Source organism: Kitasatospora sp. NPDC057904 (assembly GCF_042887925.1).
Classification (GTDB): Bacteria; Actinomycetota; Actinomycetes; order Streptomycetales; family Streptomycetaceae; genus Kitasatospora.
Genome location: NZ_JBHVOL010000008.1, coordinates 204,555 through 231,135, shown reverse-complemented (window position 1 = coordinate 231,135; position 26,581 = coordinate 204,555). Strand labels below are relative to the sequence as shown.

Genomic DNA, 26,581 nt, shown 5'->3' with positions numbered 1-26,581 from the left:
CGGACGAACCCCGAGGGGCGCACCGCGAACCACGCGGTGCGCCCCTCGGCGCATCGACGGCCGGCCGTCAGTCCGTCGCGCAGTGCGTGCCCGCCTCCGGCAGCCGCCCGTCCACCAAGTACGAGGTGACCGCGCCGCGCACGCAGCCGCTCTTGTCGTACGCGGTGTGCCCGTCGCCCTCGCGCGTCAGCAGCACGCCGTGCTCGAAGCCGGCCGCCATCCGCTGCGCCCACGGGTAGGGCGTGACCGGGTCGCCGGTGGAGCCGACGACGAGGACCGGGGCGCTGCCCGGCGCCCGCACCGTGTGCGGCTGCTCGGTCGAACGGTAGGGCCAGGGGCGGCAGTCGGGGTCGAGCAGGGTGGCCCGGGTGTCGTGCGAGCCGGTCAGCGGGGCCCGGGCGGAGAGGTCGGCGAGCGCCTCGCGCAGGTCCGCGTCGGTGGGCGCCAGCGGGGCGTCGGCGCAGTGAATCGCGGCGTACGCGTCGGCGGGCGTCTCGAAGTGGCCGTCCTCGTCGCGGCCGGTGTTGGCGTCGGCGAGCTTGAGCAGTTCGTCGCCGTCGGCGCGGGTGATCGCGGGTTCGATGGCCGCGCGCAGCCGCTCCCAGGAACGGTGCCCGTCGTAGAGGACGTTGAGGACGCCGTTCCAGCCGAGGGTCGCGGTGACCGGCCGCCCGCCGGAGGTGCTCAGCGGGTGCTTCTTGAGGCCGTCGAGGAACGTGGCGAGCCGCTTGGGGGCGGTGTCCGGGTCGGTGCCGAGCGGGCAGAAGTCCTCGGCCGAGGCGCAGTCGGCGGCGAACGCGGTGAACTCGGTCTCGGTGGCGGCGGCCTGCTCGCCGTTCATGTGCAGGAGGTCGGTGCTGCGCTCGACGGCGCCGTCGAGGACGAGCCGGCCGGTGCGCTCGGGGAACTCCTCGGCGTACAGGGCGCCGAGGTAGGTGCCGTAGGAGAGGCCGAGGAAGTCGAGCTTGCGGTCGCCGAGGGCGCTGCGCAGCACGTCCATGTCGCGGGCGCTGTTGCGGGTGCCGACGAACGGGAGCACCTTGGCGTACTTGGCCCCGCAGGCGTCGGCGAGCACCTGGCCGTGGTCGTAGGACGGGTCGTCGGTGCTGGTCCACTCGTCGCGGGTGCGGTCGTCGAGGCAGGTGACGGGGATCGTGCGCCCGGCGCCGCGCGGGTCGAAGCCGACCAGGTCGAAGTGGTCGTGCAGCGGGGTGTCGAAGCTCCGCCAGCCCCACTGGACCTGGGAGACGCCGGAGTTGCCGGGGCCGCCGGGGTTGAGCACGAGCGAACCGAGGCGGTGGGCCGGGTCGGCGGCGGGCACGCGGGCGAGGGCGACGTCGATGGTCTCGCCCCCGGGGTCGGCGTAGTCGAGCGGCACCTTGAGGACGGCGCACTGCACGACCGTCTCCTCGGGATCGCCGTTGCCGTCGTCGCTGCAGGGCGCCCACGCGATCCGCTGGTCGTAGAGGGCGCGCAGGGCCGGGGAGGCGGTGTCGGAGACCCGTTCGGCGATCGGCGCGCGGGGGGCGGTGCCCGCTGCGCCGCCCGGGGCGACGGAGCCGGTGCAGCCCGCGGGCAGCGCGACGGCGAGGGCGGCGGCGAGGGCCGGCAGGGCGCGCCGCGGGTACCGGGGGATCATCGAGTCCACCGCCCACGAATACCACCTGGCCGGTGCTCCGGTCACGCCGGGGACCTGCGGGGACGGCGGGATCGGGCGTTCACCGGGCGGAGCACTGTTCGAGCATGGTCTTCTTGTCGGCTTCGGTGACCGGGAGTTGGTACTTGAGCGACACCTGGGCGAAGCGCACCGCGTACGCGCAGCGGATCTCGGTGTCGGCCGGAAGCCACGCGGCCGGGCCGGAGTCGCCCTTGGAGGCGTTCTGGGAGCCGTCGGCGGGGATCAGGTTGAGCGGGTCGTTGGCGATCCGGACGCGCTTGGCCTTGTCCCACGTGGCGGCGCCCATCTGCCAGTCGTAGGAGAGCGGCATCACGTGGTCGATCTGGATCTTCGTGGCCTGCTGCTTGGTCCACCGGACGGTCGTGCCGGTGTACGGGTCGAGGATGGTCATCGCGGTGACGACGCAGTCCGAGCCGTCCTTGCGCTCGACGGCGGTGCCGTCGCGGGCGAGCAGGTCGTTGCGGGTGTCGCAGTTGTTGCGCCCGAGCGGGACGCCCTCGACGTTGTCGGTCCAGGCGGGCCCGAACTCGCTCCGGTCGTAGCCGTCCCGCGGGCCGGGGGCGGCGGTGGCGACCTTCGCGATGAGGTCGCGGCCGGCCTTGCGGTCCTGCGGCGAACTCAGCGGCGCGAGACCGGGCTTGGTGCCGTCGGGGTTCTCCAGCGGACTGGTGCCCGCGCCCCCGGCCCGGACGTGCGGAGTGCCGTCGCGCCCGCCGACGAGCCACCCGGCCAGCGCGAGCACGCATATGAGGAACACGGTGGCGGCGGACAGCGCGGTGCGGCGGGCGGGCACGGAGGACTCCCGGGGTGAGGGGCGGTCTGACGGCGCACCAGCAGATCAGCCGCCCCAAGAGCGGGTCAAGGCGACGCCACGCGAACCCCAAGGAGCATGTCGAAGATCACAATTGCCGAAAGGCGCGCCCTATCCGCCGATCGCGGACATCGGGCGCTCCGGCCGGACGAAGCCCTCGGAGTTGATGGCGTGTCCGGGGCCCTTGCGGCCGATGGTGGCGCGCCAGGCCGCCTCCACCGCGTCGTCGTCGGCGCCGCCGCGCAGGAGGGCGCGCAGGTCGGACTCCTCGGTCGCGAACAGGCAGTTGCGCAGCTGCCCGTCCGCGGTGAGGCGGACCCGGTCGCAGCCGCCGCAGAACGGGCGGGTGACGGAGGCGATCACGCCGATCACGGTGTCGGTGCCGGCGATGCGCCACTCCTCGGCGGGGGCGTTGCCGTGCCGGCCGACCGGGACGAGGTCCCAGCGGGCGCCGAGGACGGCGAGGATCTCGTCGGCGGTGACCATCGTCGAACGGTCCCAGGCGCCCTGCGCGTCCAGCGGCATCGACTCGATGAACCGCATCCGGTAGCCGTGCTCGGCCGCGAACTCGGCGAGCGGCACGATCTCGTCGTCGTTGACGCCGCGCACCGGCACGGCGTTGACCTTCACCGGCGCGAGGCCCGCGGCCTGCGCCGCGGCCAGGCCGGCGAACACGTCGGCGATCCGGTCCCGGCGGGTGATCGCCGCGTAGCGCTCGGGCCGCAGCGTGTCCAGGCTGACGTTCACCCGGTGCAGCCCGGCCTCGCGCAGCGCGGCGGCGGTGCGGGCGAGCCCGATGCCGTTGGTCGTCAGCGACACCTCGGGGCCGAGCGCGGTGATCCGCCCGACCAGGTCCGGCAGGCCGCGGCGCAGCAGCGGCTCGCCGCCGGTGAGCCGGACCGACGTGATCCCGAGCCGCCGGACGGCGATCCGCACCAGCCGCAGCACCTCGTCGTCGCCGAGCACCTCGGCCTTGGGCAGCCAGTTCAGACCCTCGGCCGGCATGCAGTACGTGCAGCGCAGGTTGCAGCGGTCGGTGAGCGAGACCCGCAGGTCGGTGTGGACCCGGCCGAAGCGGTCCAGCAGCGGGCGCGGTGCGGTGTTCATCTGCCAAGTACAGGGGCCGCGGGGGCGCACCGCCAGCGGCCGAACCGCCGGGGACCGGCCACGACCTGCGGCTTCGCCTTGTGGATTCGTACAACTGTGGGTTCCCACGATGCACGGCGACGCCCCGGGCGGGCAGGCTGGGCCCATGCAGACCACTCCCGGGCCCCCCGCGCCGGTCGCCGCGCTCGTGCTCGCCGCCGGCGGCGGGCGCCGGCTCGGCGGGCGGCCCAAGGCGCTGATCCGCTACGACGGCCGGCCGCTGGTCGAACACGCGGTGGCCGTCGTACGGGCCGGCGGCTGCACGGACGTGACGGTGGTGCTGGGCGCCGAGCGCGAGAAGGTCCGCGCCACCGCCCACCTGCCGGGCTGCCGCCTGGTCGCCAACCCGGACTGGGCGGGCGGCATGGGCTCCTCGCTGCGGGCCGGCCTGGCCGCGCTCGCCCCGGGCGCGTCCGCGGTGCTGGTGATGCTCGTCGACACCCCGGGCGTCACCCCGGCCGCGGTGGCCCGCCTGCTGGCCGCGCACCGGGCGGGCGCCGACCTCGCCGCGGCGGCCTACGGCGGGCGGCGCGGGCACCCGGTGCTGATCGGCGCCCGGCACTTCGCGGAGGCCGCCCGGGGCGCGACGGGCGACGCGGGAGCCCGCGCGCTCCTGACGGCGCACGCGGACGCGATCACGCTCGTCGAGTGCGCCGACATCGCCGTCCCGGACGACCTCGACACCCCGGCCGACCTGGCCCGCTGGTCCGCCGGGTGACCATCCGCCCGGCGCACACCACCGGCCCGCGCCGCCCCACCGCACGCTCCGCACACCGACCGGCCGCACACCCCTGATCTCTCCCTGAGGATTGCCCCATTCCGCGTCCATCGGCCCCGGTTTCAGGGAGCATGGGAGGCGTCCTCCCACCCGACTCGAACGGACGGAGCCCGAGATGGCCGGACTGCCCGACGACTTCACCGGACACGACCCCGCTCGCCACGGGCCGGGGGCGGGCGGTGGCGGCCGGGCGATCCGCTGCCCGGCCTGCCGCCGCGAACACCTCTACGAACCGCCCTCGCTGCCCTGTCCCTGCGGCGCCTCCCTGAAGGTGCCGCTGCTGCGCGGCGGTGTGCCCGTGCAGGTGCGCTTCCGCTCCTGGGAGGACTCCTGGCTGAGCATGCGCTGTCCGCACTGCGGGCGCTCCGACCAGTGGCCGCAGCCCGAGTTCACCTGCAACTGCGGCGCCACCGTCCGCCTGCCGGTGGACCGCACCACCCGCCTGGGCGGCGGCGGCACCGCCGCCCCGCTCGGCGGCACCGGGCCGCAGCCCGCCCGCCCGTACCCGGCGCACCCGATGAACGCCCCGGTGCCCGCCCCGCCCGGCGGCAGCGGCGGCCAGGCCAAGCCCTTCCGCCACCGCGCGCCCTTCCGCCCGCACCCGGTGCGCACCTCCCAGGACGCCGTGTTCACCGCCGCCCGCTACCTGGAGTGGCTCGGCTTCGACGACCTGGAGCTGACGGAGGCCCAGGAGCGCGACGGCGTCACCCTGCTGGGCAGCCGGATGGTCGCCCAGGTCGACACCTGGACCGAGCCCGCCGACGTCAAGTCGGTGGAGTGCCTGTGGCTGCAGACCCTGCACGCCGAGGAGATGGCCGCCGCGATGTTCACCCTCGCGGGCTACTCCCACCAGGCCACCGTCCGCGGCGAACAACTGCTGGTCGCCCTGTTCAGCCTGGACCTCGCCGGCGTCCCGCAGCCCGCCAACGGCGCCGCCGAGGCGCTGATGGAGACCGGCTGGACCTCCTGACCCCGCCCGCCCCACTGGATCGATTCCTCCGCGGACGCAACAACCTGCGCTCGTGATCTGGTGCACAAGCTCACCCGCGTGTTGAATTGCCGCCACAGCGCGGACCCCGTCCTGTCGCCGAACTCCCCTCGCCCGCAAGGTGAGCAGGAGCCCGGCGCCAGGACCTGCGGGGTGCCGTGCCGATGCTGGATGGCGCACACAAGGAGGTGGCGTTGTCGGAGCACGGATGGGGCCCGAGCGGCCCGGACGGGCGGGGGCGGGCGGCACCGGAGGAGCCGGGGGACGCCGTGTGGCGGCTGCGGTCCCGGGGGTGCTGGCAGGAGGCCGCCGACGTGCTGCGACCGGCCGCCGAACACGATCCGGCGGTCGCCCTCGGGCGCGCCGAACTCCTCATCGAGCGCTGCCTGTTCACCGCGGCGCACTGGACGCAGGCGGAGCAGGCGCTGCGCCTGGCCGAGGCCGGCGTCACCACCACCGAGCAGCGCGCGGCCGCCGCCTGCGCCCGCGGCTTCCTGGCGTACCTCGCCAGCGTGCTCGGCCCCCGCGACCGGCTCGACGAGGCGCAGGCCGCGTTCGGCCGCACCTCGGCACTGCTCCCGCCGGACGCCCCCGGGCGCCCGCTGCTGGACTTCCGCCGCGGCCTGGTCGCGGAGAACCTCCTGCGGGACCGCGGTGCCGCCTGGATCGCCTACCGCAGGGCGCACGACGGCGCCGGCGAGCGCGGCGACGAGCTGCTGCGCTCCTACACCTGGCGCCACCTCGCCGCACTGGCGCTCGCGCGCGGGGACCACGGCCACGCCCGCGAGGGCTTCGACGCCTCGCTGCGCCTGCGCGAGCAACTCGGCTTCACCGTGGGCGTCGCACCGGCGCTCGCGGCGCTCGCCGAGGTGTCCGAACCGGCCGAGGCGGCGCGGCTGCGCGCCGAGGCCACCCGGCTCGTCCACGCCCTGGGAGGCGTGCCCGTGTGGCTCGCGCGCCAGCTGGGCGCGGGCCGCGCTCCGGCGCCTCCCCCGGACGGACGCATCGGACGGGAGACCAGGGGCAGCATCAGCTAAGGTGAGCCTAACCTGGCTGGGGAGAGCAGCGCCCCGGCCAGGTTCGCCTTGCCGCTCCCGGGCACCGCCATGCCCCGGCCCGGCGCGGGCGCGCGCCGGGGCTCCGCCCAGCGGTCCGGCGGGCCCCGCCGTGCCACCCGCCGGCGGGCCCGGACGACCCGATGGGGCCCGCCCATGACCGCGACCAGCGCCACCGCGAGCAGCACCCGGCCCGGCCCCGCGCCGCGCGCCCCGCACACCACCACGGCCGGCCCCCACCCCGACGCCTCCGATCCCGCCGACCCCGACCCCGCCGACCCCTGCGCCGCCGCCTACCGCCGGCTCGCCGTCCTCTCCCCCGTCCTGCGCGTGCACTGCGCCCCGCCCCGGCGCGGCCGCGGCTGGATCCCCGCCGCCGACCTCGCCGACCGCCCCGGGGCCGTCCGCGACCTGATCGCCCACGACGCCCGCCAGGGCCTCGCCCGCTACGGGCAGCCGCTGCGCCCGGACGTCGCCGCCGGCTTCGCCCTGCACCGCTTCGTCTGGCCCGCCTCCCTGCTGTTCACCGCGCCGTGGTTCCTGGAGCGGCGCGTCCCGCTGCTCACCCCCGCCGACGTCTCGCTGCGCCGCCGCACCGGCGAGGTGACGGTCCGCCCGGGCGCCTTCGCCTGCCTGCCCGAGGACCCGGCCGCCGAGCTGCCGCAGGCCCGTCCGGTGCCGGGCGGGGCCGCGCTGGCCGCCGAACTCCGGCGGGCGGTGGGCGGGTTCCTCGCGCCGGTGCTGGCCGCGTTCCGCCCCGAGGTGCGGCGCGGGCCGCGCGTGCTGTGGGCGATGGCCACCGACGCTGCGGTCGAGGGGCTCTGGCACGTCGCCGGACTGCTCGGCGAGGAGGAGCGGGCGCGGACCGAGCTGACCGCCCTGCTGGACCCGGCCGCCCCGGCGTGCACGCCCGGCGCGGCCACCACCTCCGCCCCGGGCCCGTCCCCCTTCACCCCGGGCGCCGGTTTCGGCCCGCGGGGCGGCGGCCCCGGCGGTCCTTCGGGTACCGACCGGGCGCGCGCCAGCTGCTGCCTCGTCTACACCGCCGAGCCCGCGGCGATGTGCGGCGGCTGCCCGCGCGTCACGCGGAATTGACGAAAGGACGTGCGAGCGGGAATCCGGAAAGCCCGGAATTCCGGCAATCGTCCGCCGCACATTGATACGAAAATGCGATTGAGTCGGGGTCAGAAATCCCTCTACTCAGCGCATTGACGGCGAATCGGCCATTCCTTCGGCACGCATCCGTCATGATGGTCCCCGCCATCACGACGCAGGAACGCGACGCAGGAAAGCGAGGCTGGTCCCGGCGATGAAATTGTCCGACATACCGCTCGGCTGGGCCGTCACCGGAGGCGTAGGGCTGCTGGTCAGCGCACTCCTCCTGGCCCTGGCCCGGAGCCGGGGATCCGCCGCCGCGGGCGCGGACACCTGGGAGCGAACCGAGGAACGGCGCCGCCGCAAGGAATCCCTGTACGGGGGTGCCTCCTACACGCTGCTGTTCTGCTGCGCCGCCGTCGCCGCCGCGCTCTCCTTCCACGGCCTGGTCGGCTTCGGGGTGCAGAACCTGAACCTCTCCGGCGGCTGGGAGTACCTGGTGCCGTTCGGGCTCGACGGCGCGGCGATGTTCTGCTCGGTGCTCGCCGTCCGCGAGGCCAGCCACGGCGACGCCGCCCTCGGCTCGCGCCTGCTGGTGTGGCTGTTCGCCGGCGCCTCCGCCTGGTTCAACTGGGTGCACGCCCCGCGCGGCTTCGGCCACGCCGGCGCCCCGCAGTTCTTCTCCGGGATGTCGCTCTCGGCGGCCATCCTGTTCGACCGGGCGCTCAAGCAGACCCGCCGGGCCGCCCTGCGCGAGCAGGGGCTCGTCCCGCGGCCGCTGCCGCAGATCCGCATCGTGCGCTGGCTGCGCGCGCCGCGCGAGACGTACGCGGCCTGGTCGCTGATGCTCCTGGAGGGCGTGCGCAGCCTCGACGAGGCGGTGGACGAGGTCCGCGAGGAGAAGCGGGAGCGGGTGGCGGAGAAGGAGCGCCGCAAGCTCGCCGGGCGCCGGGAGCGCGCCGAGATCCGGGCCATCAGCCGCAGCAACGGCGCCTGGCGCGGCGGACGCGGCGGCGCCCGGCAGTTGGAGTCCGCCGGCTCGGAGCCCGCCATAGCCGGCGGGCCCGGGGCGGAGCGCTCCGCCGGCCCCCGCGGGGTCGAGGCCGCGGCCGGGGGCACCGTGGTGCCGCCCGGCCTCCCGGCCCGCCCCGAGCTGCGCACCATCGACCTCACCGCCGACGAGGACACCGTGACGCTGCCCCGGCTGGACTCGCTGGAGCAGAAGCTCAAGGACCTGGAGCAGCAGTTCGGCTAGTGCCGCGGCACGGGCGCGCTCCTACGCGGCCGCGGCGCCGCCGCTGAGTTCGAACCACATGCGCTTGCCGGAGCCGCGCGGCTCGACGCCCCAGGCGTCCGCGAGCGCCTCCACGAGCATCAGGCCGCGTCCGGAGGAGGCCTGTTCGCCCGGTGTCCGGCGGGTCGGCCACAGGTCCGACTCGTCCTCCACCTCGACCCGCAGCCGGGCCCGGCCGCCGTCGGAGGCCGCCTCCCGGTAGAGGCGGGCGGTGAACATGGCGTCTCGGTCGGTGTGCCGGATGGCGTTGGTGACCAGCTCGGAGGAGAGCAGTTCGGCGGTGTCGATGAACTCGGCGACGCCCCAGCGGCGCAGCGCGTCGCGCAGTTCCGCCCGCACCTCGGCGATGCGGGCGAGGTCGGCCTGGCCGATCCGGCGGCGCAGCTGCTGGGCGGCCAGGCCGCCGGCCGGCCCGTCCCAGCGCAGGAGGAGCAGCGCTATGTCGTCCTCGCGCTCGCTGGAGTCGGCGGCCTGGGAGGCGATCCGGTCGGCCAGGTCCTCCAGCGGGTCGCGGGCGGCCTCCTCGGCGGGCGGGAGCGGCTCGGCGAGCGCCCTGGTGAGCCGGGCGACGCCCTCGTCCAGGTCCATGCCGCGGGACTCCACCAGGCCGTCGGTGCACAGCAGCACCGTCTCGCCCGGGTCGAGGCTGAAGCGGGTGACCCGGTACTCCTGGTCGGGGTCGATGCCCAGCGGCAGGCCGCCGGCCACCGGCACGGTGGCCGCGGTGCCGTCCGAGCGGCGCACCACCGGGTCGAGGTGGCCGGCCCGCACCGCGTAGACGACGCCGTAGTCCACGTTGACCTCGGCGTAGGTGCAGGTCGCGAAGTGGTCGGTGTCCAGGTCGGCGAGGAAGCGGGAGGCGCGGGCCATCACGGCGGCCGGCGGGTGCCCCTCGGCCGCGTAGGCGCGCAGCGCGATCCGCAGCTGGCCCATGATCCCGGCGGCGTGCACGTCGTGGCCCTGGACATCGCCGATCACCAGGCCCACGTGCCCGCCGGGCAGCGGCACCACGTCGTACCAGTCGCCGCCGATCTGCAGCCCGGAGCCGGCCGCCAGGTAGCGCACGGCCGTGGTGACGCCCGGTACGGACGGCACGGTGCGCGGCAGCATCACCCTCTGGAGGCCGGCCGCCAGCTCGTGCTCGGCGTCGTGCAGCCGGGCCCGGGCCAGCGACTGGGCCACCAGGCCGCCCAGCGTCGTCAGCAGGGTCCGCTCGTCGGCGTCCAGCTCGCGCTCGTCGTCGAAGCTGACCACGCACACGCCGATCGCCCGGCCGCTGGCCACCAGCGGCAGGTAGGCCCAGGAGCCGCGGCCGTTGCGGCTGGTCGGCTCCCACACGTCGGGGTAGGAGTCGCGGTACTCGTCGCGGGAGGAGACGAACACCGGCGCGCGGTGGCGCAGCGCCTCGGCGGCGGGGTGGCCGGCGGGCAGCAGCGTGCGGTCCCAGATGGCGAGCGCGCCGGGCCGGTAGCCGGAGGCGCCGAGGATCCGGGCCCGCCCGGCCTCGAAGGCGGCCAGCACCAGGCCGTCCGGCGGCAGCCCGGGCAACGGCAGCTCGGTGAAGACCCGGGCGACGTCCCGGACGGTGACCGCCTCGGACAGCGCGCGGGCGGCCTCCTTGATGAAGCGGGAGCGCTCCTCGCGCAGCAGCGCGAGCCGGTCGGCGCGGTCGCGCTTGTGCAGTTCGACGGTGGCGTCCCAGACGAAGCCGACCATCCGGGAGGCGCGCCCGAAGGCGTCGGCGAGCACCCGGCCGCGGAAGCGCACGGCGCGCATGGTGCCGTTCGGCCCGACCGTGCGGTAGTAGGCGCCGCACTGGCCGAGCTCGGCGACCGCGCGCTCGACCCGGCGGCGCACCACGGGCGCGTCCTCGGGGTGCAGCAGGGCGAGGAAGGAGGCGGCGGTGCGGTCGAACGCACCCTGGCCGACCTCGTCCAGGCCGATGATCGCGCAGGCCCGCGGGTCGCCCTCCAGCACGTCGCGGCGGATGTCCCAGTCGAAGGAGCCGATGCCGTTGGCGGCCATCGCGGGCTCCAGCCAGTCCGGCATGGCGTCGCCGGCGGCCGACGGCAGCCCGCCGGGGAGCATCGGCGCCAGGCGGCCGACGGCCCCGGGGGCGGTGCGCAGCGGGCGCCGGCGCACGGCCTGGGCGGGCGGCTTCGCCCGGCCGGTGCCCGTGGTCGTGGGACCGGGTGAGCCGACCGGCGGGTCGGCCGTGGACGCGCCGGGAGGAAGCGCCGGCCCCGGCGACTCGGGCTCAGTGGGCATGCTGCTCCTGCCGCTGCCGTGACGGACCCGCCGACCGTCCGGCCGGACCGCGTGGCGATGTGGTGGGTGGTGCTGGATCGGACGGTGCCGGCCTGCGGCGGTCAGTCGAGGTACCGTCTCCCCGCTGCTCTCCGCACGTGGTCACACATTCCCACCATCCTGGCCAATGTTCGGCCCAGCGGCAATGGCAACGGGCCGGAAATCTTCTGTTCCGCCTTCTGTTCAGGGCGTCCTTCGACGACGAATGAACCGCATCCGAACTATTCTGCGGGCGGGTCGCGCGCTCCGGCGATTTCCGCGGCGCACCGGCGCGGCACCGGCCGCGGCACCGGCTTCGGATCCGACCGTAGGCCCGGCCGCGGGTCCGGTCAGGGCGTCGCGAGCTCGAACCAGGTGACCTTGCCGTCGCCGCGCAGCTGGACGCCCCACGCGTCCGCGAGCGCCTCGACCAGCATGAGCCCGCGGCCCGAGGTCGCGTACTCGGCGTCCGGGTCGCGCCGGCGGCCGGGCAGCCGGGTCGCGCCGTCCTGCACCTCGATCCGCAGCCGGTGGTCGGTGCCGAGCACCGCGTCGAACACCGCGCCCTTGCCGGTGTGCAGCAGCGCGTTGGTCACCAGCTCGGAGGAGAGCAGCTCGGCGGTGTCGGAGAGCTCCGGCACCCCCCAGTGGCTCAGTGCGGTGCGCAGCCGGTGCCGGACCGAGCCGACGGCGACCAGGTCGGCCGGGTCGAGCGTCAGATGGAGCCGGCGGTGCAGCGCGCAGCCGGGGGCGGTGGCACCCGGCAGGGCGGTCCCCGTCGTGCCGCCCTGAGCCTGGACCGGCCCGGACCGGTAGGCGTCGCCCGAACTCGTCCGCTGCCGCGGGAATCGCGACTGACCGTCCATCACCACTTGCCCCCGCCCTCGCATCCGGGCCCCCGGGCAGGATCCCCCGCCCGCCGGGTGGCCCTCCTCGTTCCGACCACCATCCTCATGCCCAGCTGACGGCGTTTGCAACAGTGTGCGTCCGATCACGTGGGGTGAAAGGGGCACGGGGAGGTTCGCGTGATCCAACTGCCCGCGCCGGACGGGTTTGCGAAGCGCAGAGCCCGCATTCGAGCCCTCCCCTCGCCGATCCCGCGCACACCCGGCGCGCGGAACCGTGCCCTCCCCGCGCCGTGCGCCGGCCCGTCCCGCCGTCGAGCCCCCTCCCCCGCGCGCCCCGCTCACCCCGCCCGCCGCCCCGGCGCGCCGAACCGGCGCGGAGCCGCAACGCTGGACAGAGCGGCCCGGGCCGGGTTCAATGGCCCGAGAAGTTTGAACGACGTTCTAAACACCCCTGAGCGCCCCGAACGTCCGAGCACCCCCCGAGCCGCCCCCCCACCTGCCCGAGGGGCCCGACGAGCCGCGAGCGAGGAACCGTGCGACTGACCCCCACCGAGCGGGACCGGCTGCTGATCTTCACAGCAGCCGAGCTGGCCCGCGCCCGCCGCGCCCGGGGCGTGCGTCTCAACATTCCCGAGGCCACCGCCCTGATCGCGGACACCGTCTGCGAGGCCGCCCGCGACGGCCGGCGCCTGGCCGAGGCCATCGAGGCCGGACGCAGCGTCCTGACCGCCGACGACGTCCTGCCCGGCGTCCCCGACGTCGTCACCGTCGTCCAGGTCGAGGCCGTGTTCGACGACGGCACCCGCCTGGCCGTCGTCAACGACCCCTTCAAGGGCGCCGGCTCGCTCGGCGACGAGGCCCCCGGCGGCGCGCTCGCCGGCGACGGCGCCGGCTACGACCCGGTCGAGGAGACGCTCCTGCTCCCCGTCCACAACACCTCCGAGGTGCCGATCTCGGTCACCTCCCACTTCCACTTCTTCGAGGCCAACCCGCGCCTGGCCTTCGACCGCGCCGCCGCCTACGGCACCCACCTCGCCGTCCCGGCCGGCTCCTCCGTGCGCTTCGACCCCGGCGTCACCGTCGAGGTCGGCCTGGTGCCGATCGGCGGCGAACGCGTCGCCATCGGGTTCGCGGGCCTCGTCGACGGCCCCCTGGACGCCCCCGGCGCCAAGGAGGCCGCCCTGGCCAAGGCCCGCGCCACCGGCTACCTGACCGGCTTCGACGACTCGGAGGTGCCCTCGTGAGCTCGATCACCCCGCACGACTACATCTCCGTCCACGGCCCCCGCGCCGGGGACCGCGTCCGGCTCGGCGACAGCGGCCTCATCGTCCGCGTCGAGTCCGACTCCCAGGCCCCCGGCGAGGAGTTCCTGGCCGGCTTCGGCAAGACCGCCCGCGACGGCCTGCACCTCAAGGCCGCCGCCGTCCGCGACACCTGCGACGTCGTCATCAGCAACGTCCTCGTCATCGACGCGATCCAGGGCGTGCGCAAGACGTCCATCGGCCTCGTCGACGGCCGGATCGCCGCCATCGGCCGCGCCGGCAACCCCGACACCCTCGACGGCGTGGACGTCGTCGTCGGCACCGGCACGACGATCGTCTCCGGCGAGGGCCTCATCGCCACCGCGGGCGCCATCGACACCCACGTCCACCTGCTCTCGCCGCGGATCATGGAGGCCTCGCTCGCCTCCGGCGTCACCACCATCATCGGCCAGGAGTTCGGCCCGGTCTGGGGCGTCGGCGTCAACTCCCCCTGGGCGCTGCGCCACGCCTTCAACGCCTTCGACGCCTGGCCGGTCAACATCGGCTTCCTCGGCCGCGGTTCGTCCTCCGACCCGGCCCCGCTGATCGAGGCCCTCGCCGAGGGCGGCGCCTCCGGTTTCAAGGTGCACGAGGACATGGGCGCCCACACCCGCGCCCTCGACACCGCGCTGCGCGTCGCCGACGAGTACGACGTCCAAGTGGCCCTGCACACGGACGGGTTGAACGAGTGCCTGTCCGTCGAGGACACCATCAAGGTGCTGGAGGGCCGCACGATCCACGCCTTCCACATCGAGGGCTGCGGCGGCGGACACGTCCCCAACGTCCTCAAGATGGCCGGCGTCCCCAACGTCATCGGCTCCTCCACCAACCCCACCCTGCCGTTCGGCCGCGACGCCCTCGGCGAGCACTTCGGCATGATCGTCTCCGCGCACGACCTCAAGGTCGACCTGCCCGGCGACGCCGCCATGGCCCGCGACCGCATCCGCGCCGGCACCATGGGCGCCGAGGACGTCCTGCACGACCTCGGCGTCATCGGGATCACCTCCTCCGACGCCCAGGGCATGGGCCGCGCCGGCGAGACCGTCCGGCGCACCTTCGCCATGGCCGGCAAGATGAAGGCCGAACTCGGCCCCCTCGACGGTGGGTACGGGACCACCGAGGGCGGCGACGACAACGAGCGCGTCCTGCGCTACATCGCCAAGCTCACCATCAACCCCGCCATCGCCCACGGGCTCTCCCACGAGGTGGGCTCGATCGAGGTCGGCAAACTCGCCGACATCGTCCTGTGGCGCCCCGACCACTTCGGTGCCAAACCGCAGCTCGTCCTCAAGGCCGGATTCCCCGCCTACGGCGTCGTCGGCGACCCCAACGCCTCCACCGACCGCTGCGAACCCCTGGTCCTCGGACCGCAGTTCGGCGCCCACGGCGCCACCGCCGCCGACATCTCGGTCGCCTTCGTCGCCCAGGCCGCCGCCGACGGCGCCTACCTCGACCGCCCCGCCGACGGCCTGCCCACCCGCCGCCGCCGCGTCGGCGTCCGCGGCACCCGCGGCATCGGGCCCCGCGACATGGTGCGCAACGCCCGCCTCGGCCACGTCGAGGTCACCGAGACCGGACTGGTCTCGCTCGACGGCTCGCCGCTGCGCTCCGAACCGGCCGACAGCGTCTCGCTCAGCCGCCTCTACTTCCTCTGACCTCCTCCCCCAAGGACCCCCTGATGACCACCCCCACGCCCGCCTCCCTCGGCTACCGGATGCCCGCCGAATGGCACCCGCACGACCGCACCTGGATGGCCTTCCCCACCACCAACCCCACCTTCGACACCCCGGAGAACCTGCACGCCGGACGCGAGGCCTGGGCCGCGGTCGCCAACACCATCGTCCGGTACGAGCCGGTGACCCTCATCGTCAACACCGGGGAGAGCGCCGAGGCCAGGAAGTACGTCTCCGAGCAGGTCGAGATCGTCGAACGCCCCCTGGACGACGCCTGGATGCGCGACATCGGCCCGTCCTTCCTGATCGACGGCAAGGGCTCGCTCGCCGCCGCCGACTGGATCTTCAACGGCTGGGGCGCCCAGTCCTGGGCCCGCTGGGACAAGGACCAGCACATCGCCGAGCACATCGGCGAGCTGACCGGCGTCCGGCGCTTCGTCTCCCGCCTGATCAACGAGGGCGGCGGCATCCACGTCGACGGCGAGGGCACCGTGCTCGTCACCGAGACCGTCCAGCTCGGCGAGGGCCGCAACAGCGACTGGACCAAGGAGCAGGTCGAGGCCGAGCTGCACGCCTTCCTCGGCACCACCAAGGCCGTCTGGCTGCCGCGCGGACTCACCCGCGACTACGACGAGTTCGGCACCCGCGGCCACATCGACATCGTCGCGTCCTTCGTGCGCCCCGGCGTCGTCGTCGCCCACGTCCAGCCGGACCCGGCCCACCCCGACCACGCCGTCTGCCAGGAGCTCGTCGCCATCCTGCGCGCCTCCACCGACGCGCAGGGCCGCCAGCTGGAGGTCGTCGAACTGCCCGCCCCCACCGTCCTGTTCGACGAGGACGGCGAGCCGGTCGACTACTCCTACATCAACCACTACGTGGCCAACGGCGCCGTCATCCTGTGCGGCTTCGACGACCCGCGCGACCAGGAGGCCGCCGACATCCTCGGCGAGGCCTACCCCGGCCGCACCGTCGAACTCGTCGACGCCCGCGGGATCTTCGCCAACGGCGGCGGCATCCACTGCATCACCCAGCAGCAGCCCCAGGCCTGACGGGACGCCACCGGAGCGGGGTGCGCACGCCCCGCTCCGGTAGCGTTCGGTCCCGCTGCGAACCACGACCTCCGCTGCGCACCGAGGGAGAGCACGACACATGGCGGACGCCCGCCCGCGCCGGCCGGCGCGCCCCCGCGAGGAGGTCTTCGCCACCGCCCGCGCCGCGATCGCCGAACACGGGCTCGCCAAACTCACCATGGCCGGGCTCGGCAAGCAGCTCCAGATGAGCGCCGGGCACCTGCTCTACTACTTCGGCAGCAAGGACCAGCTGCTGCTGGAGACCCTCCGCTGGAGCGAGGACCAGCTCGGTGCCCGCCGCCGCGAGGCCCTCGCCGACCACGCCCGCGACCCGTGGCAGCGCCTCGACGCCTACCTGCGGCTCTACCTCCCCGAGGGGCCCGGCGACCCGCGCTGGATCCTGTGGATCGAGGTGTGGGGCCGCTCCCCCGCCAGCGCCGAACTCCGCCAGGGCCAGCAGGACATCGAGGCGCCGTGGCAGTCCGACCTGGCGGGCCTCATCGACGAGGGCACCGCCGCCGGCCACTTCACCCCCGGCCCGACCGCCGACCGCGCCACCCGGCTCCGCGCGCTGCTCGACGGGCTCGCCGTCCCCGTCGCCCTCGGCCTCCCCGGCAGCCGCACCGACGAGGCCCTCGCCCACGCCACGGCGGTGGCGCGGATCCTGCTGCGGGCGTGACGTGAGGCGGGGGACCGCTTCCTACTCCGTCCAGACGGCGGCGGCCGTCCGGTCGTCCGCGTAGCCCTTCGCCCGGACCTGCACCTGGCGCAGGAAGTCGACCGTGCCCGGCGGGTGCGGGTGGGCCCAGTGCGAGGACAGGAAGTGGGCGACGGCCGGCTCGTCGGCGATCGGGTCCGCCAGGCCCGGCGTGCAGAGCAGCAGGATGTCGCCCGGGGTCGCCGGCACCAGCCGGAAGCGGAACGGCCGCGGCTCCGGCACCGGACCGTCCGCCGGCGCCGGCACGCCGTCCGGGTGGTGCAGCAGCCGGGCCGCGTAGGCGTCGATCCAGTGACCGGAACGCAGCAGGTACAGCCCGCCGGGGCCGACCCCGAACGCCGCCCGGTAGCCGGCCGCCGGGTCCAGCGACACCATCAGGCAGTGCAGCGACGCCGGGGACGGGCCGTCCTCCCCGCCCGGCGCCAGCGCCCGCAGCGGGGCCGCCGCGCCGGTGACCAGCCGCTGGAGGCCGTAGCGCAGCCGGTCGCGGGCGCCGGCGCGCAGGTCGGCGGCGAGACCGGCCCGGCTGCGGCCGATCGCGGCGGCCAGCTGACGGCAGGCCTCGCCGGCCGCGGTGCCGACCGCCTCGGGCGGCACGTCCTCGTCGGCCGTCGAACCGCCGTCGTCGAACCCGTTGCGGTCGAAGCCGCCGAGCACGGCGAGCAGCAGCCCGTCCGGGCCGTCGCCGAACCGCGTCACCAGCAGCGCGTCGCGCCGCGGCTCGCCCCGGTACCGGGCGAAGTCGCCGCGCACGGACACGGCCCGCAGGACGGCCGGACCGTACTGGGCGCCCTCCAGGACGGTGTCCGCCACGACGGACCCCAGCGAGCCCGGGTCCGCCTCCGGCACGGCCGTCGGCTCCGGCCCGTACGTCGGCGGGCGCTCCCCCACGTGCGGCACGGCGTCCGCGGCGGCGGCCAGCGGCGAGCGGGTGACGGGGCGGGGGGAGGGAGCGGGTTCGGGTTCGGGTTCGGCGGCGAGTTCGGGGGCGAGTTCGGGTTCGGGTTCCGCGGCGTGGACGACCTCCGGCTCCGGCTCGGGCGCGCGGACGACCTCGGGCTCGGGGGCGGGGTCCGGTTCGGGGGCGCGGACGGCTTCCGGTTCCGGCGCGGGCGTGCGGGCCGGTTCCGGCTCGGGCGGAGAGACGTGGACGGCCTCGGGCTCGGGCTCTCGTTCCGGTTCCGCTTCCGGTTGCGGGTCCGGCGCGGGTGCCGGTGCCGGTGCCGCGTCGACGGCGGGCCCGGCTTCGGGCTCGGGCCCGGCTTCGGGCTCCACGGCGGGCTCCGGCCGCACGTCCTCCGGTGCCGCTGCCGCCGCCTCGGGTGCGTCCGGCTTGTCGAGCGCGACGGGGCCCGTCCGGAAGTCCGGTGCCGGGAACTTGTGCGTCTCCGCCGACGGCGACGGCGGGGGCCACTCGACCGGCGCCGACACCGGGGCCGGGTCCGACACCGGGGCCGACACCGGGGCCGGGGCCGGGTCCGGCTGGCCGATCACGTCGAGCGCGGTGTCGAACCAGTCGTCGATGCTGTCCCGCGCGCCCACGGGCGCCTCCGCCGCGGCCCCGGCCGCCGCCTCCGCCTGCTCGCCGGTGCGCTGCGGCGCGATCAGGCCCGCCGCCGTGTCGAACCAGTCGTCGACGCTGCCCGCGCCCGGGTCCGCCCCGGGGGTGTCCGGGAGGGTGCCCGCCGGGCCGTCGTAGACGGCGTCCCACCACCCGTCGTCGGGCCGGTGGGGCTGTGCGGGTGCACCCTGTTTGCTCATCTGGCGGCTCCTGGTCGGTCCGTGGTCGCGCCGCCCCCGGCGGGGCCGGACTCGACGTCATTGTCTCCAAGTGCAACGACGCTGTCCGGGTTTCGGCGACAACCGGACACCGTCCGGAACGTTCCCGGCCACCCCGTCCGCCCCCGCGTTCAGCACCGTTCCGTCCCTGGTTGCCGGAAGTGTCCGGAGCGGGTGTTTCCGTGCCGTTCGGTGCCGTTGGGGGCCGAAAATGGGGCCGGAGGAGGGGCATCGCATCACTCGTTCGGCTGATTAAATGTGCCCATGACCGCGTCGGCCCCCAGCTCGCCCCGACCGGGGAGGGCCGCACCGGCGGGCCGCCCGGCGGGTGTGCTGTGGATCCTGCTGCTGGTCGGGCTGCTGACGGCACTGCCCTGCTCGGGCCGGGCGATGGCCGCCGACCAGGGCTCCCCGGCGCCGTCCACCGTGACGGCGGTCACCACCGTCTCCGCCGCCTCCGGCGCCACGGAGGCCACCGCGGGCACGGCCACCGGCCGCACCGCCAAGCCCGCCGACCACCACCCGCACGTCGACGGACCGCGCCACTGGACCTGGTGCTCGGCCGACGGCCGTCCCCCGCAGCGGGACAACGGCTGCTCCAGCCACCCGTACTGCGGCCAGGACGCCCAGCTGCCCAACCCGCCGCCGCACCCGCAGCCGGTGGTCTCACCGCACGCACCGGCCCCCGAGGCGCTGCCCCGGGTCGCCCCCGCCGGACTGCTCGTCGGCCCGCACCCCGCACCCGATCTGCACGAACTCCAGGTGCACCGCTCCTGAGCGGAACCCGCCGTCCGCCACCGGACGGATCCGCCCTCCCCACTTCATCCGACCGCCGCCCCAGCCGGGCGCGCGGGGACAAAGGACAACCATCATGGGTTCCGCCTCCAAGCAGTCCAGCAAGAACAAGCAGCAGGGCGCCACCGACCGCCGCGCCCGGATCGCCGAGCTGCGCGCCGCCGAGCAGCGCCGCGACCGCCGCAACAAGATCATCGCCATCGTCGCCGCGTGCGTCCTGGTCGCCGGCACCGGCGGTGCCATCGCCTGGGTCCTCAAAGACCAGAGCGACAAGAAGCACGCCCAGGAGGTCGCCGCCAACGCGGACATCCCGGGCGTGAAGACCTTCGGCGACCTGAGCCGCAACCACGTCAAGGACAAGGTCACCTACCCGATGACCCCGCCGGTCGGCGGCGACCACAACGCGGTCTGGCTGGACTGCATGGGCCACGTCTACGACCAGCCGGTCGAGAACGAGCGCGCCGTCCACTCGCTGGAGCACGGCGCGGTCTGGGTGACCTACAACGGCAAGGCCACCCCGGAGGACGTCAAGACCCTCTCCGACAAGGTCAAGGCCACCCCGTACTCGCTCATGAGCCCCTACCCGGACGAGCAGGGCACCATCACCCTGAACGCCTGGAGCACCCAGCTCGTCGTCGACAGCGCCTCCGACCCCCGGGTCAACCAGTTCTTCACCAAGTACGTCCAGGGCAAGCAGACGCAGGAGCCCGGCGCCTCCTGCACCATGGGGCAGATGTGACCGCCGGGAAGCCCGTGACCCCCGGGGATCCGCAGGACGCCGACGAACCGCAGGCCGTCGCCGCCCGGCCCCGGCGCCGGCTCTGGTGGCCGGCCGCGCTGGCCGCCGCCGTCGCGCTGGCGCTCGGCATACCGGCCCTGGTGGCGAGCGGGACGTCGGCCTCCGGCTCGTCCTCGCTGACCGTCCCGGCGGACGGCTCGCCCGAGGCCGGGTTCGCCCGCGACATGGCGACCCACCACCAGCAGGCGGTGGACCTGTCGTTCATCGTCCGGGACCGCACCTCCGACGAGCCGACCCGCACCCTGGCGTTCGACATCATCAACACCCAGGCCAACCAGCGCGGCATGATGATGGGCTGGCTCGACCAGTGGGGGCTGTCGCAGCACTCGCCGGCCAAGCCGATGGCGTGGATGGACATGGGCCACGACTACCAGGCCCACGACGGCTCTCTGATGCCCGGCATGGCGACCAACGCCCAGCTGGCGAAGCTGCGCACGCTCGGCGGCAAGGACGCCGAGGTGTACTACCTGCAGCTGATGATCGAGCACCACAAGGGCGGCGTCGAGATGGCCCAGGGCTACGTGGACCTGGCGAAGAACGACAGCGAGAAGCGGCTCGCCCAGTCGATGGTGGTCGCCCAGACCTCCGAGCTGGAGCTGATGACCGACATGCTCAAGGAGCGCGGCGCCGCCCCCGGCGTGCCCGCCTCCTGAGCCGCGTCCGCACGGCCTGACCGGCCAAGGGGTGCGGTGGGGACGACGGAATGTTCCGTCGTCCCCACCGCACCCCGCTCTCTTTCGACCCTGATTTCTCGAACCGGCCCCCGGTTCGTTCCCCCTTGCGCTCTGGAGCACCGAACATGACCCCCGCCGCCCCCTGGCTCGTCGCCGGCCTCGGCAACCCCGGCCCCTGGTTCCGGCTCACCCGGCACAACGCGGGCTTCCTCGCCGTCGACCGGCTCGCCGAGCGGCACGGCGCGCGGTTCCGGCGGCGCGCGATCGGCAGCCGGGTCGCCGAGATCGAGGTGGACGGCCGGCGGGTGCTGCTCGTCAAGCCGCAGTGGTTCATCAACCTGTCCGGCCGCCCGGTGGCCGGCCTGATGCGGCGCCACGGCGTGCCCGTCGAGCAGCTGGTGGTGGTCCAGGACGACCTCGACTTCGCGTTCGGCTCCTGCAAGCTCAAGCGCGGCGGCGGCCCCGGCGGGCACAACGGCGTGCGCTCGGTCGGCGACGTCCTCGGCACCCGCGACTTCGTCCGGCTGCGCTTCGGCCTCGGCCGCCCGCCGAAAGGGCAGAGCGTCGGCGACTTCGTCCTGAAGAAGTTCTCGGAGGACGAGCTCGCCGCCCTGCCGGGCGTGCTGGACCGCTGCGCGGACGCGGTGGAGACGCTCGTGCGGCTCGGCCTCAACCGGGCCCAGGACGCGCTGAACGCCGTGTCCTAGTCGCGCGTCAGGAGCGGGCGGGGCCGGCAGGGCGGGCAGGGCGAGCAGGGCGGACCGGCCGGGTGAGGAGCACGGCCGCCGCCGCGACCCCCGCGAGGACCAGCAGCACCGTCCGCCCACCGGACGCCGCGCCCGCCAGGTGGACACCCAGGACGGACAGCGCCATGCCGAGCGCCGTGCCCAGGCTGCGCGCCATGTTCACCATGCCGCCGCCGACCGCCGAGCAGGCCGCCGGGATCGCCCGCATCACCAACGCGTTGTTCGCCGGCAGCAGCAGGCCCAGACCGTACCCGGCGACCAGCAGCGGGACCGCCGACACCCCGGCCGAGACCGGCAGCAGGGCGAACAGCAGCAGTCCGGCACCCGCCGTCACCGCGCCGGAGCGACACCTCGTCACGTCCGACCAGCCGCGCGGCAGCAGCCCGCCGCCGACCGTCGCCGCGACCGCGAACGCGGCCGGCAGCAGCGTGATCACCAGGCCCGCGCCGGCCGTCGACACGCCCGCTCCGGTCAGCAGCACCGGGCCCAGCACGAGCGGGCAGAACAGCAGCAGGTACCCGATCAGCGCGACCACCAGCCCGGACCGCACGCCCGGCGTGTTGACCAGCCCGGGCGCCAGGATCGGCCGGGCGGCCCGCTGCTCCTGGCGCACCAGCGCGAGCGTCTGGACGGCCGAGGCCACGAGGAGGACGGCGACGAGCCAACCGGGCAGCGGCAGGCCCGAGGCCGTGGACAGGGCGAGCAGCAGCGCCGTGGTGGCGCCGGTGATCAGCAGCATGCCGGGGAAGTCGAAGCGGTGCGCCTTCCCAAGGGGCCGGCGCGGCCCGGGCACGACCGCCGCGCGCTCCGCCCTGGTGCGCGGCAGCAGGTACCAGCCGGCGACGATGCCGAGCACGCCGATCGGCACGTTGACCCAGAACACCCACTGCCACGACGCGTGCTCGACCAGCAGCCCGCCGAGGGTCGGCCCGAGCGCCAGCCCTAGGCCCTGGGCGGCCGCCTGGATGCCGAGCGCGCGCCGCATCGCGTGCTCGGGCACGCCGCGCGCCACCAGCGCGACGCTGTTGGCCTGCATCATCGCGGCGCCGACGGCCTGCACAGCCCGGCAGCCGACCAGGATCCAGAGGCCGCCGGCGAACCCGGCGCAGAGCGAGGACAGACCGAAGACGGCGAAACCGCCGATGTACATCGTCTTGCGGCCCACCAGGTCGGACAGCCAGCCGATGGGGGCCAGCAGGGCGACCAGGACGAGCAGGTAGGCGAGGGCGACCCACTCGACGGCGGCGAAACCCGCGCCGAAGTGACGGCCGAGGGCCGGGAAGACCAGGGCGATCACACTGGCGTCGAGCTGACCGAGGAAGGCGCCGAGACACACGGTGCCGACGGCCAGCCAGTGGGCGTGGCGCCAGCCGGCTATGCCGCGGGGCCTGGGGCGCTCGGTGAGCAGCCGCGCGGCGAGGACGGTGGCGTTCATGTCACTCAATATATCGGATGCAGACATGTTCTTTCTACGACCTGATCGGAATCAGATGCGCACGGCGTGTGGCCGGCGGTTCGGCCAGCGGTTCGGCCAGCGGTTCGGCCAGCGGTTCGGCCAGCGGTTCGGCCGGCGGTTCGCATGGGCCGGCGCAGCGGCCGGGGGCAGCGCCCGAACCCGCTCCCCGGCACCCCCACCGGGCCGGCCGAAGCGTCCGTACCAGGCGATACGCTGTCCGCCATGCCGTCGTCACCGCACGTTCCCGACTCCGCCACCGGAACCCCCGAAACGTCGGTCGAACACGCCCGCCGGCTGACCGACGTCGTCACCCGCCTGCGCCGCGCCCTGCGCAGCAGCATCCGCACCGACTACCCGTGGGAATCCCTCCCCATGGCCCAGGTCGAACTCCTCCAGACCCTCGCCGCCGCACCCCTGCGCGTCGGCGAACTCGCCGCCCGCCAGCGACTCGCACCCAACACCGTCAGCGGCCTCGTCGGCAAACTCCTCGACGCCGGCTTCGTCGACCGCCAGGCCGACCCCGGCGACCGCCGCACCGCCCGCATCGCCCTCACCCCCGCCGGCCAGCGCCAGCTCGACGACTGGCAGCACGCCCACGAACGCCGCATCGCCGACGCCCTCGGCACCCTCGACCCCGCCGACCGCGACGCCGTCTTCCAGGCCCTGCCCGCCCTCGACCAGCTCGCCCGCGCCCTCGCCGGCCCCACCCCGACCGCCGAATAACCGCTGGTCACGCCCACCCCACGAGCACTACCGTGCGTGCCGTGAACACGGCACTGGTACACCTCGAACCCTGGACGGACGCCGACCTCGCGCTGCTGCGCCGGGTCAACACGCCGGAGATGAAGACGCACGTCGGCGGCCCGGAGAGCGAGGAGCAGCTGCTCGTCCGGCACGCCCGCTACCTCGACTTCGTCCCCTCCGGCCTCGGCTGCATGTACCGGATCGAGCTGCTCCCCGGCGGCGAACCCGTCGGCACCGTCGGCTACGGCACCCGGACGTGGGAGGGCGGGACGGTCCACGAGATGGGGTGGAACGTCCTCCCGCCCTTCCAGGGCCGGGGCATCGCCGTGGCCGCGACCCGCGCGGCCGTCGCCGCCGCCCGCCGCGAGGCCCGGCACCGGTACCTGCACGCCTTCCCGTCGGTCGACAATCCCGCGTCGAACGCCGTCTGCGAGAAGGCCGGCTTCACGCTGCTCGGGGAGACGGACTTCGAGTTCCCGCCCGGCCGCCTCATGCGGAGCCACAACTGGCGCGTCGACCTTCGGGCGTAGACCCGGCTCGGCACGGGGCGGGGCGGGGTGGGACGGGACGGGGCGGGACGGCACTCGGAATCGGGGCCGGGCAGGGCGGCATTAGGAATCGGGGCCGGGCCGGCCGGCACTCAGAACAGGGTGCCGCTCTCCAGCTCCAGGAGCCAGCGCTTGCGGTCGACCCCGGCCGCGAAGCCGGTGAGGGCCCCGCCGGCCCCGAGGACGCGGTGGCAGGGGCGGACGATGAGGAGCGGGTTCGCACCCACGGCGCCGCCGACGGCGCGCACGGCCCGCGGCGACTCGCCCGCCATCGCGGCGAGCCGGCCGTACGTGACGGTCTCGCCGTACGGGATCTCGTCCAGGGCCGCCCAGATCCGCCGCCGGAAGTCGGTGCCCTCCGGGGCGAGCGGCAGGTCGAACCCGGTGCGCTCACCGGCGAAGTAGGCGGTCAGCTGGGCCACCGGCTCGGCGAGGGACTCCGGGTCGAGGACCCAGTCGTCGGCGGGCTCGGCGAGGGCGTACTTCTGGCCGGGGGCGGTGACGGTGGCCAGCGCGGCCGGACCGTCCCCGTCGGGCCGGACGCCGCTCAGCAGCAGCCGGCCGAACGGGCTCTCCATGGTCGTGAACACGGTCGTGGTCATGCTCGTGCGTTCTCCGTTCCGGTACTGGTGGCGCTCGCGGACCCGGCCCACAGCCGGTGGACCGCGTAGGAGCGCCAGGGGGCCCACGCCTCGGCGGCACGGGCGGCGGACTTGGGGTCGCCGGGGGCGCCGAGGCGGACGAGGCCGTGCTTGACGCCGATGTCGCTCGGGAGGAAGACGTCGGGGTCGGCGAGCGCCCGCATCCTCAGGTAGCCGACCGTCCAGGGGCCGATGCCGGGCAGGCCCATCAGCTGCTCGGCCGACTGCTCCCGGTCGACGCCGCCGTCCAGCCGGACCACGCCCTCGGCGAGCGCGGCGCAGAGGCCGGTGAGCGCCCGGCGGCGGGCGGCGGGCATCGCGAAGTCCTCGGGGTCGGCGGTGGCCAGGGCGGCCGCCGTCGGGAAGAGCAGGCGCAGGCCGCCGTTGGGCTCGGGCAGGGCGGTGCCGTACTTCTCGGCGAGCCGGCCCGCCAGGGTGCGGGCCGCGCCGACGGTGATCTGCTGGCCCAGCACGGCGCGGACGGCGAGCTCGTGCGGGTCGACGTGGCCGGGCGAGCGCAGGCCGGGACGCTCGCGGACCAGCGGGCCGAGGAGCGGGTCGGCGCCGAGCTGCTCGTCGACGGCGTCGGGGTCGGCGTCGAGGTCGAAGAGGACGCGCAGGCGCTGGACGGCCGTCGGCAGGTCGCGCAGGTCGGCGAGGAGGAGGCGGCAGTCGAGCCAGCCGCGGGTGCGCTCGTCGCCGGGCGCGAGGCCGTCGACCTCGGCGATGCCATGACCGTAGGGGAGCGCGAGGGTACGGCGGTAGGTGCGGACGCCGGGGCGCGCGCCGGGGACGACCTCCTCCACGCCGGGGACCGCGCGCAGGGCGAGGAAGTCGATCAGGTGGTCGCTGTCGATCGCGCCGCGGTAGGCGAGGCGCAGGGTGAGGCCGCCGGCCGGGGTCGCGATGCGGCGGCCGGCCGCGACCTCGGCCCGCAGGCCGCTCGGGGTGCGGTCGTAGACCTCGCGGACGGTGTCGTTGAACTGCCGGACGGAGGCGAAGCCGGCCGCGAACGCGACGTCGGTGACCGGGAGTTCGGTGGTCTGCAGGAGCAGCCGGGCGGTCTGGGCGCGGCGGGCGCGGGCGAGCGCGATCGGGCCGGCGCCGAGTTCGGCGATGAGCTGGCGCTGGAGCTGGCGGGCGCTGTAGCCGAGGCGGTGGGCGAGGCCGGCGACGCCCTCGCGGTCGACGAGGCCGTCGCCGATCAGGCGCATCGCCCGGCCGACCAGGTCGGCCCGGTGGTTCCACTCCGGCGAGCCGGGCACCGAGTCGGGGCGGCAGCGGCGGCAGGCGCGGAAGCCGGCGCCCTGGGCAGCGGCGGCGCTCGGGTAGAAGACGCAGTTGGTGCGCTTGGGCGTCACCGCGGGGCAGCTCGGCCGGCAGTAGATGCCGGTCGTCGTGACGGCGGTGAAAAAGACGCCGTCGAAGCGGGAGTCCCGGCTGTCCACGGCTCGATACCGGATGTCGTCGTCGATCACGCTGTCCAGTCTGCGGCACCGGAGGGGTGTCGACTGGCGGGAATCGGACATGACCGTCGGGGGGCTTCCTCCTCCCGCTTCCCCTCCCTCTCGTCCTCGGCTGTCTCGCCCGTCGGGGGGCGCGCCCCGGCCGCGGCCCCCCCCGCGCCCCCCGGGGGGGATTAGAGGCACAAACCCGGC

The 26,581-nt window shown here is 75.3% G+C and carries 24 protein-coding genes; 15 read left to right on the top strand and 9 right to left on the bottom strand.

What is annotated here, in order from left to right; all coding sequences use genetic code 11:
* Nucleotides 1-67: 67 nt before the first annotated feature.
* The 3 genes from ACFVSN_RS21975 to moaA form a co-directional block, all read right to left on the bottom strand.
* A complete protein-coding gene (locus ACFVSN_RS21975) occupies nt 68-1,639 on the bottom strand; it encodes an alpha/beta hydrolase (protein WP_380443528.1) in 1,572 nt (523 codons plus the stop codon).
* A gap of 79 nt (nt 1,640-1,718) precedes the next feature.
* Nucleotides 1,719-2,471, bottom strand: a complete 753-nt coding sequence (locus ACFVSN_RS21970; protein WP_380443530.1) for an HNH endonuclease family protein — start codon at nt 2,469-2,471, stop codon at nt 1,719-1,721.
* A 129-nt stretch (nt 2,472-2,600) separates the two neighbouring features.
* Nucleotides 2,601-3,596, bottom strand: a complete 996-nt coding sequence (gene moaA / locus ACFVSN_RS21965) for a GTP 3',8-cyclase MoaA (RefSeq protein WP_387956432.1) — start codon at nt 3,594-3,596, stop codon at nt 2,601-2,603.
* A 145-nt stretch (nt 3,597-3,741) separates the two neighbouring features.
* Between moaA and ACFVSN_RS21960 the strand changes: the two genes are divergently transcribed.
* The 5 genes from ACFVSN_RS21960 (at nt 3,742) to ACFVSN_RS21940 (ending at nt 8,806) form a co-directional block, all read left to right on the top strand.
* Nucleotides 3,742-4,353 (top strand): NTP transferase domain-containing protein, encoded by a 612-nt coding sequence (locus ACFVSN_RS21960; protein ID WP_380499105.1) that lies wholly within the window; start codon nt 3,742-3,744, stop codon nt 4,351-4,353.
* A gap of 175 nt (nt 4,354-4,528) precedes the next feature.
* Complete coding sequence (locus ACFVSN_RS21955; protein WP_387956431.1) at nt 4,529-5,383, top strand: hypothetical protein; 855 nt, start codon at nt 4,529-4,531, stop codon at nt 5,381-5,383.
* Nucleotides 5,384-5,565: 182 nt separating this feature from the next.
* Nucleotides 5,566-6,438, top strand: a complete 873-nt coding sequence (locus ACFVSN_RS21950) for a hypothetical protein (protein WP_380443538.1) — start codon at nt 5,566-5,568, stop codon at nt 6,436-6,438.
* A 174-nt stretch (nt 6,439-6,612) separates the two neighbouring features.
* Nucleotides 6,613-7,551 carry a (2Fe-2S)-binding protein gene (locus ACFVSN_RS21945; RefSeq protein WP_387956430.1) on the top strand — a complete coding sequence of 313 codons (939 nt, stop codon included), beginning with the start codon at nt 6,613-6,615 and terminating at the stop codon, nt 7,549-7,551.
* A gap of 214 nt (nt 7,552-7,765) precedes the next feature.
* The gene (locus ACFVSN_RS21940) at nt 7,766-8,806 is read left to right on the top strand and encodes a DUF2637 domain-containing protein (protein ID WP_380443542.1); all 1,041 of its coding nucleotides are present in this window, start codon (nt 7,766-7,768) and stop codon (nt 8,804-8,806) included.
* A 21-nt stretch (nt 8,807-8,827) separates the two neighbouring features.
* Here the strand turns inward: ACFVSN_RS21940 and ACFVSN_RS21935 are convergent, their stop codons facing one another.
* Nucleotides 8,828-11,113: a SpoIIE family protein phosphatase gene (locus ACFVSN_RS21935; protein ID WP_387591121.1), complete on the bottom strand. Its 2,286-nt coding sequence runs from the start codon at nt 11,111-11,113 to the stop codon at nt 8,828-8,830.
* Nucleotides 11,114-11,481: 368 nt separating this feature from the next.
* A complete protein-coding gene (locus ACFVSN_RS21930) occupies nt 11,482-11,997 on the bottom strand; it encodes an ATP-binding protein (protein WP_387956429.1) in 516 nt (171 codons plus the stop codon).
* Between the two features lie 515 nt (nt 11,998-12,512).
* Between ACFVSN_RS21930 and ACFVSN_RS21925 the strand changes: the two genes are divergently transcribed.
* The 4 genes from ACFVSN_RS21925 (at nt 12,513) to ACFVSN_RS21910 (ending at nt 16,702) form a co-directional block, all read left to right on the top strand.
* Entirely contained in the window at nt 12,513-13,223 is a 711-nt protein-coding gene (locus tag ACFVSN_RS21925) for an urease subunit gamma (protein ID WP_387956428.1), read from the top strand.
* Nucleotides 13,220-14,935, top strand: coding sequence for an urease subunit alpha (locus tag ACFVSN_RS21920; RefSeq protein ID WP_380499100.1), 1,716 nt, complete (start codon nt 13,220-13,222; stop codon nt 14,933-14,935). The genes ACFVSN_RS21925 and ACFVSN_RS21920 overlap by 4 nt, the downstream gene beginning before the upstream one ends.
* Nucleotides 14,936-14,958: 23 nt before the next feature.
* On the top strand, nt 14,959-16,002 hold the full coding sequence (locus tag ACFVSN_RS21915) for an agmatine/peptidylarginine deiminase (protein ID WP_380443551.1): 1,044 nt from the start codon (nt 14,959-14,961) through the stop codon (nt 16,000-16,002).
* 100 nt (nt 16,003-16,102) lie between these two features.
* The gene (locus ACFVSN_RS21910) at nt 16,103-16,702 is read left to right on the top strand and encodes a TetR/AcrR family transcriptional regulator (RefSeq protein WP_380443553.1); all 600 of its coding nucleotides are present in this window, start codon (nt 16,103-16,105) and stop codon (nt 16,700-16,702) included.
* A 21-nt stretch (nt 16,703-16,723) separates the two neighbouring features.
* On the opposite strand, the gene ACFVSN_RS21905 is transcribed toward ACFVSN_RS21910, so the two are convergent.
* Entirely contained in the window at nt 16,724-18,502 is a 1,779-nt protein-coding gene (locus tag ACFVSN_RS21905) for a hypothetical protein (protein WP_387956427.1), read from the bottom strand.
* Nucleotides 18,503-18,784: 282 nt separating this feature from the next.
* On the opposite strand from ACFVSN_RS21905, the gene ACFVSN_RS21900 reads away from it, so the two are divergent.
* The 4 genes from ACFVSN_RS21900 (at nt 18,785) to pth (ending at nt 21,495) form a co-directional block, all read left to right on the top strand.
* Nucleotides 18,785-19,297 carry a hypothetical protein gene (locus tag ACFVSN_RS21900; protein ID WP_380499096.1) on the top strand — a complete coding sequence of 171 codons (513 nt, stop codon included), beginning with the start codon at nt 18,785-18,787 and terminating at the stop codon, nt 19,295-19,297.
* Nucleotides 19,298-19,391: 94 nt separating this feature from the next.
* The gene (locus ACFVSN_RS21895; RefSeq protein WP_380443559.1) at nt 19,392-20,054 is read left to right on the top strand and encodes a DUF3105 domain-containing protein; all 663 of its coding nucleotides are present in this window, start codon (nt 19,392-19,394) and stop codon (nt 20,052-20,054) included.
* Nucleotides 20,051-20,767: a DUF305 domain-containing protein gene (locus ACFVSN_RS21890; RefSeq protein WP_387956426.1), complete on the top strand. Its 717-nt coding sequence runs from the start codon at nt 20,051-20,053 to the stop codon at nt 20,765-20,767. The genes ACFVSN_RS21895 and ACFVSN_RS21890 overlap by 4 nt, the downstream gene beginning before the upstream one ends.
* A gap of 146 nt (nt 20,768-20,913) precedes the next feature.
* Nucleotides 20,914-21,495: an aminoacyl-tRNA hydrolase gene (gene pth, locus ACFVSN_RS21885; RefSeq protein ID WP_380501195.1), complete on the top strand. Its 582-nt coding sequence runs from the start codon at nt 20,914-20,916 to the stop codon at nt 21,493-21,495.
* A 7-nt stretch (nt 21,496-21,502) separates the two neighbouring features.
* On the opposite strand, the gene ACFVSN_RS21880 is transcribed toward pth, so the two are convergent.
* Nucleotides 21,503-22,969 carry an MFS transporter gene (locus tag ACFVSN_RS21880; RefSeq protein ID WP_387956425.1) on the bottom strand — a complete coding sequence of 489 codons (1,467 nt, stop codon included), beginning with the start codon at nt 22,967-22,969 and terminating at the stop codon, nt 21,503-21,505.
* Nucleotides 22,970-23,212: 243 nt separating this feature from the next.
* On the opposite strand from ACFVSN_RS21880, the gene ACFVSN_RS21875 reads away from it, so the two are divergent.
* Both ACFVSN_RS21875 and ACFVSN_RS21870 read left to right on the top strand, forming a co-directional pair.
* Complete coding sequence (locus ACFVSN_RS21875; protein ID WP_380440916.1) at nt 23,213-23,713, top strand: MarR family winged helix-turn-helix transcriptional regulator; 501 nt, start codon at nt 23,213-23,215, stop codon at nt 23,711-23,713.
* Between the two features lie 32 nt (nt 23,714-23,745).
* The gene (locus ACFVSN_RS21870; RefSeq protein WP_380440918.1) at nt 23,746-24,264 is read left to right on the top strand and encodes a GNAT family N-acetyltransferase; all 519 of its coding nucleotides are present in this window, start codon (nt 23,746-23,748) and stop codon (nt 24,262-24,264) included.
* 110 nt (nt 24,265-24,374) lie between these two features.
* On the opposite strand, the gene ACFVSN_RS21865 is transcribed toward ACFVSN_RS21870, so the two are convergent.
* Together ACFVSN_RS21865 and ACFVSN_RS21860 are read right to left on the bottom strand one after the other, a co-directional pair.
* The gene (locus ACFVSN_RS21865) at nt 24,375-24,884 is read right to left on the bottom strand and encodes a methylated-DNA--[protein]-cysteine S-methyltransferase (RefSeq protein WP_380440920.1); all 510 of its coding nucleotides are present in this window, start codon (nt 24,882-24,884) and stop codon (nt 24,375-24,377) included.
* Nucleotides 24,881-26,452, bottom strand: a complete 1,572-nt coding sequence (locus ACFVSN_RS21860) for a DNA-3-methyladenine glycosylase 2 family protein (RefSeq protein WP_380440923.1) — start codon at nt 26,450-26,452, stop codon at nt 24,881-24,883. The genes ACFVSN_RS21865 and ACFVSN_RS21860 overlap by 4 nt, the downstream gene beginning before the upstream one ends.
* Between the last annotated feature and the right edge of the window lie 129 nt (nt 26,453-26,581).